The organism is Bradyrhizobium sp. 139, assembly GCF_023074175.1.
GTDB lineage: Bacteria > Pseudomonadota > Alphaproteobacteria > Rhizobiales > Xanthobacteraceae > Bradyrhizobium.
The window spans coordinates 1-6,458 of sequence record NZ_JADPKS010000175.1; the positions used below are offsets into that span (position 1 = coordinate 1).

The following is a 6,458-nucleotide window of genomic DNA, read 5'->3' on the forward strand; positions in this document are numbered from 1 at the left end:
CGTGCCGGAAATCAGGATCAGGAGCTTCCTGGCGTCCGGGCTGCCAAAATACGCCACATCCGTGAACAGAGCCTCGCCTGATGGCCCCTTTGAGCTGCACGGATACGATCTTGACGTGGGCACCGCAGCCACGAATTTCTCTCTGGCTTCCAGATACCTGTCAGAAAATACGACAGAAGCCGTTTGCTGTGCGATGTCAAAGTTCACGCCGCTTTACCTCCCCCTCATTTCGTTCCCTGCATGCGGGGACGAATAGCTAGAAACGCAATGATGGCTCGACGAGGCGTCGGACCCTCGCCTACTCGAAGGCACTTACGCTGCGACCACGACTATGTTCGCTTAGTAATTCCCTTGCAATCCACGGCGGCAAAACCGTCGCGTTTGTTGACCGCCTTTGCGTGATGTTGTGACGATGGTCGTCCACCATGATGCTTAGATAAGTATAGCGCGAACTGAAGCCGGGTCCCTCTAATGTGGGGCATCGCACGGCCGAAACTCTGGGCGAAATGGGAGAAATGCGATGCTTTTATGCATCAAGCATCGCGCTTGGGTCGCTGAGTCACTGCTGACGCCGCACGATGAGATTGCTCATGGCGTTGAGGCGAATCGCTTCGCTTGCCCCGTCGTAGATCGGAAAAGCCCGCGTCGTTGCATACGAATTTCCTTACAGCGCCGGGGAATCGTGCTTGCCTGGACGCGATTGACCAGAATATAGGGGATCGGTGCAACGAAGCAATCAGCTCACCGCCCCCGAGATGGCGACTACAAATCGATGACGCCGATAACCGTAGCGACGAATACGCTGACTCCCTAATGGGAGGGACAACGAGGCGCATTTTCCATCATCTTCGTGGGAGCTCATCAGTATGCTGGTCACGGTGTCGCTGAAGCGGAAGAGAGACGACAACATCGGCGCTTGAGGTAGTCGACCCGTACTATGCATGCCTGCCTCCGAGGCGAGCATCCAGTGCCACACCTATCCGAATGTGCGGCGAGCCCGATCGTAGCGCCGACGATCATGGCGACGATAGCAGTCAGCTTCGACGTCATTCAGCTTCTCGGTCACGAAGCTCGCTCTGCTGTGGAGCGCCATATTCGAGGCACCAGATTTCGGTGGAGATACCGGGCACGGAGTGTCGCGCTGTGGAAAATCGCGGACATTTCGCCGATGCGCGTGTATGAAGGCTTCAAGCCTTACGAACTATACGATAAAGCGTGTGTGATGTACGGCTGAGTATCCCCGCGTAATTTTCTCAAGGGGCAAAAGCGACTGAACCGCGGCCCCTATCCGATATATCAAGGCGCCTCTGGCAAGCGATGGGCCCATCATCCCGTCCACTGGCCCGGCGCGCATGGGCAAGGTGCATAGCAGATTAGCGCAGGATGGCGCGTCCTCCGCGGTTAAACCAGCGCTAACTGGACGGCCTTTGCGGCACATGGCTTCAGCTCCAGCGGGCAAGGTAAGCGCGAGCCTACTGGCAGGCCGAAATGATGTCGTGGGGCTTTTCAGCCGCGACAGTCGACTGACAAACAGCACTTGATAGTTGAGGCTACCGATGGGCAGATTGGCCCTTCCGACGCCGGCCTCGCTTTGCGTGGGGGCGAGGCGGTATTCGAGGTTGATGGTACAAATGCGCACGCAAGACCAAGGTCGATGTAGTTGGCGGGCGCGTCAGATGCCTGACCTCAGCAGGCGCTTCCTGCCGGCAAGCCTGACATCAAACGCTTCAAGACAGGTCGTGATTGACCGAGATGAAAGAGTGTTTTACGATCGAGGCAACAACCCGCGACGACATCTGACGACATCTGAAGGGTGGGCGGCTCAAGTCGCGGGCTCTGGGAGCGCGCGCTGAGCGCTCGGTCTCGATCGCCACCAGGTGACGTAAAGGGCGATTAGCCATACCACGGGCAGAAGCACAAGCAGCGACGCTAAGGCGGCGATCGTCGGGTCGATCTCGTGACGCATGTCCTCCCACATCTTCAGCGGAAGGGTACGGATTGATACCCCGCTGACCAGCGATGTTTTGACAACTTCGTCGAAGGAATGCATAAACGCGAAAAGGGCTCCACCGGTGATGCCTGGCCTGATCAGTGGCAGCGTCACCCTAATAAATGTCCACAGTGGACCGGCGCCCATGCTCATCGCCGCCTGCTCCAACCGACGATCGAAATTCGCCAGAGTGGCCGAGACGATTACCAGGACGTACGCAATGGCCCCAAGGCTATGCGTAAGGGCGATGCCGGTCTTCGTACCGATGAGTCCGAACTTGAGCAGTCCGAGATAAGCCGCGATGCCGACGACAATACTCGGAAAGGTGATCGGCGCCAGGACTACCAAGGTCAGGAAGCTGCGCAGACGCGGAACGGTGCGGTTGAGGCCGTAGGCCGCGAGCGTCCCCACGATGGTTGACAGAAGCGTGACCCCAAGACCGATCTGGATGCTAGTCAAGGCAGCGCCGGTCCAGGAGGGATCGTCGAAGAAGCTGCGGTACCACTTCAGCGAAATGCCCGGTGGAGGGAATTGCAGGAACTCTCCGGCGCTGAAGGACATGATGATGACCACAATGCTTGGAAACAGCAGGAAGCACATCGTGAGCAAAACGAAAACCGTGCCAGAAATTTTCCACCAACGGTTGTTGGCCACGGCATGATAGAGGCTGGCGTTCCAGTACTTCGCCCGATAGTAAGCGGCAAACTCATTGAAATAGCGCATGGGCGTGCCGAACAAATGCACCCACTTCCAAGACGTCCGCGCCGCCCGGCCGCGCGGACCGGAGAGATCGAGCCCGAAAATGACGAGCATGACTACGGCAATACCCAAAAGGACGAAGGCCGATGTGGCAGTGCGCGCCATGTCGAAGGACGTCTCAACCTGCGCCGCGATGAAAGTCGACAGCATAGCATCGCGCAGCCCGCCGAGGGCGGCCGGCGTGATATAGAACCCTAGGCAGAGCACGAAGACCAGCAGCGAGCCGCTGCGGATGCCGGGCAGACTGAGCGGCAAGAACACGCGCCAGAAAGCGGCAAAAGGCCGCGCTCCCATGCTGCGGGCTGCCGCCATCAGCGATTTGTCGATGCCAAGCATGACGCTCACCAGCGGGAGAATCATCAACGGCAGCATGATGTGCACCATGCCGAGATAGACAGCCATGCGGGTGTACAGGAGCTGCAGCGGGCTGGAAATTAGCCCGAGATCGCGCAACACATTGTTGATCAGGCCGCGGTCACCGAGAATTACGATCCATGCATAGGTGCGCACCAAGAAGCTGGTTAAATAGGGGATGACGACTAGCACGACTAGCGTCGTTCGCAGGCCCTTTGAGACGGCCGTGATGAGATAGGCTGCGGGATAGCCGATGATAAGGCAGAGCGTCGTGGCTACAAGGCTCACCTCGATGGTCTGAAAAAGCACGCGGACATTCGCACCATGACCGAAGAAGGCCTGATAGTTTGCGACAGAAAAAGTCGGCGCATCGAGGCTGATCAGGAAGAGCAGGACCATCGGAATGCCAAAGATGGCGAGCAGGATGGCGAAGGCCGGAACAGCGAGCCAGATTGGGGTTCCGGCGAGTTTCTGGAGCGTATTCATGCGTGATATCCTCTCGGCGCTTCACGCCGCGACGAATCGTACGTCGGACCGAAGCCATTCCAGCCGCACCTCGTCACCGGGTCGGAATATCTGCTGACCTGAGGCGACGTGTTCGCGCACGACAATTAGGTCGCCGCCGGCACGCACGTGGTATTTCCGCAGCGGGCCCGCATAGATCATGTCGGCTACGGTCCCCGTAACGGATTGCCGTAGGTCTGAATCAGCGTGCTGCGGCGCTGCGGGAGCAGCGACACCTATGCGCTCCGGCCGGAGCATGGCCACGGTGCCGGAAGGCTGCACCACATCGGACTGGATCTTGAAGCCGGGATTTTCGAAGATGTTGGCTTCGCCCAGAAAATTCGCCACGAAACGTGTTGCCGGCCTGTCGTAAAGGACCTCCGGCGCATCCGTCTGTTCGATGCGTCCTTCGCGCATGACGACGATGCGATCCGACAGCGTGAGCGCCTCGTCCTGATCGTGGGTAACGCAGACAGTGGTGATGCCGAACTCTTTGTGCAGACCCTTGAGCTCAACCTGCATCTGTTCGCGCAGATTGCGATCGAGCGCGCCAAGCGGCTCGTCGAGCAGAAGGATCGGCGGATCGGCAATAAGCGCGCGAGCAAGCGCGACGCGTTGTTGCTGACCACCGCTCAGTTGCGACGGCATGCGCCCGCCAAAGTCATTCAGGTGTACTCGCTTAAGGATGCGCTCGACCCGCTTTGCCCTCTCCGCGGACCTTATCCCGCGCATTTCAAGCGGAAATTCGAGATTCCGACGCACTGTGAGGTGTGGAAACAGCGCATAGCTCTGAAAGACAATACCTTGGTCACGGCGATAGGAAGGCACCGCAGCAACCGACTTGCCGCCAATCAGAATATCACCCTTGCTTGGCGTTACGAAGCCGGCAAGCAACATCAGCGTCGTTGTCTTGCCCGAACCACTTGGACCGAGGATGGTCAGGAACTCGCCGCGACGAACGATCAGCGACAGGTTGCTGACAGCGGGGATGGGACCATACATCTTCGTGACGCTGCAGAATTCAATCTGCGCGGGAAGCTGGCTGCTTTGCAATGCATCATCCTCGGCAACTGAGACAAGAATTTCTGACATACACGGCCACTATTTGATGCTCCAGGACGTTGAGTTGCGTAACCGACTGTAGAAGCGCCACGCCGGATCCTAACCGACTCCGCCCGCGACAATCTTAGCGAAGAGTGCGGGCTTCCGCTGGGCAGAAAATTGTCGTCGGAGACGAGCACGGACGCCCATGCCCCCCCGATACACCCGACTTGGCAGCCTCCATCAAGATGCGCCACACACAATCGAGCCGTCTTCTTCCCGCACACTCCCCCGGATTCGCACCTAGCGGAGCACCCACTCGTTCCAGCGCTCGCGGAGCCGCTCGGCGTTTGTCAGACCACCTGATCCACGCTCGCTGTACCATTGCATATTGATGGGAATCGCGTTCGCCATGTAGTCAGGGTGGGTAGGAAGTTTGCGGGCTAAGTCCTGCGGCAAGAACTTGAAGGCGTTCTGGTTGGTTGGGCCCTCCGGGAAGAGCCGCGCGAAGGCAGCTTGGCGCTCCGCCCGGGCAGTGAACTCGATAAACCTCTGCGCATTCTGCGCATTCGGACTGCCCTTCGGGATCACCCAATAGTCCCACTGCAGCTTGGATTGGTTTCGATTGAGCTCCATTGGAGCACCTCGCGAAATGGCCACTCCAGCTCGTCCACTGTAAGATTGCACAAGGTCGGCCGCCTTATCCTGCATGATTTGCTGAATCTCAGACCCCACCGTCCACCACTTCCGGATGTGAGGCTTGATCCTGTCCAGGCTGGCAAAAACACGGTCGATGTCCATCGGATAAATCTTGTCCGGTGACACACCCTCTGCCAGCAGAGCCTCCTCCCAAGGGCCCTCCGCTCCGTTGCGGCCCGACACCAACGCGCGAATGCCAGGAAACGTCTTGACATCCCAGAACTCGGCCCAATTGGTCGGCCGCGGTTTGTTGGCGGGGAATTTCTCTGTATTGTAGACCATCAGGTAGGAATAAATCACCATACCAACCCCAAACGGCTGCTTGGCGAAGTCAAAGAGTCCGTCCAACTCCCCCTTGCTATAAATTGAGTAATCAATCTGCTCTAGAAGGTCTTTCCCAGCAGCAACTAGAGCCGAGCCCTGATTCATGGATGCAACGTCGACACTAACGCTTTTCGTGGTCACCATCAGATCAAATTTTGCCAAGCTGATCTGGTCTGTGATCGCAATCACCTTGATGCCGGTCTCGGCTTGGAATGGTCTTACATAGGCCTCGATGTACGCCTTTCCAACATCGCCACCACCGACCAACACTCGCAGCTCATGCGAGGGTACCGCCAAAGCCCGGCTACTAAAGGAGTCCAACGCTCCGATCAGAAGCGCCGAGGAACTCGCCTGCATGAGGCGCCTGCGATCCACCAATTGGCCCATTTGTTCACCCCCCGTTTCGCTTCCGCGTTGTTGATCTATCGGAAACGTTCATCCCGAAGAGACCCTAGGGGCTCCCGAAGCCGATAGCCCCCAATTGTGGGGCCCGAATGGCGGAAATCCTGCGCCGAATGGAGGAATGAGAAGGTTTCATGCATCAAGCATCGACTTGCAGGACACGTGCGAGTCACGCGAAGTGATCGGCCTTGGAGCGATTTTGCCGGCACAACGAAATTGCTGTCAGGCCGACAGCTTCTCGTCGAGCTAGTGCTTTGGTTTCGCTCTTCAGATCGCGCGATGGCATCTAGACGATCGTTTCCTTGATTCGAATCATATTCAGGCGGCCTCGGCAAGTTTGTAGGACCAGGTATGGATGACCGGATGGCGGTTGACGTCGTCGATG

The 6,458-nt window shown here is 58.0% G+C and carries 4 protein-coding genes; all 4 read right to left on the reverse strand.

Translation table 11 applies throughout. From position 1 onward, the window contains the following. On the reverse strand, window positions 1–207 hold a 207-nt coding region (locus IVA80_RS37665; protein ID WP_247440174.1), incomplete at its 3' end, for a DUF2817 domain-containing protein. Between the two features lie 1,615 nt (window positions 208–1,822). Further along, window positions 1,823–3,589, reverse strand: a complete 1,767-nt coding sequence (locus IVA80_RS37670) for an ABC transporter permease subunit (protein WP_247440175.1) — start codon at window positions 3,587–3,589, stop codon at window positions 1,823–1,825. A 21-nt stretch (window positions 3,590–3,610) separates the two neighbouring features. Next, complete coding sequence (locus IVA80_RS37675; RefSeq protein WP_247440176.1) at window positions 3,611–4,699, reverse strand: ABC transporter ATP-binding protein; 1,089 nt, start codon at window positions 4,697–4,699, stop codon at window positions 3,611–3,613. A gap of 252 nt (window positions 4,700–4,951) precedes the next feature. Continuing rightward, window positions 4,952–5,941, reverse strand: a complete 990-nt coding sequence (locus IVA80_RS37680; RefSeq protein WP_346348063.1) for an ABC transporter substrate-binding protein — start codon at window positions 5,939–5,941, stop codon at window positions 4,952–4,954. Window positions 5,942–6,458: the final 517 nt, after the last annotated feature.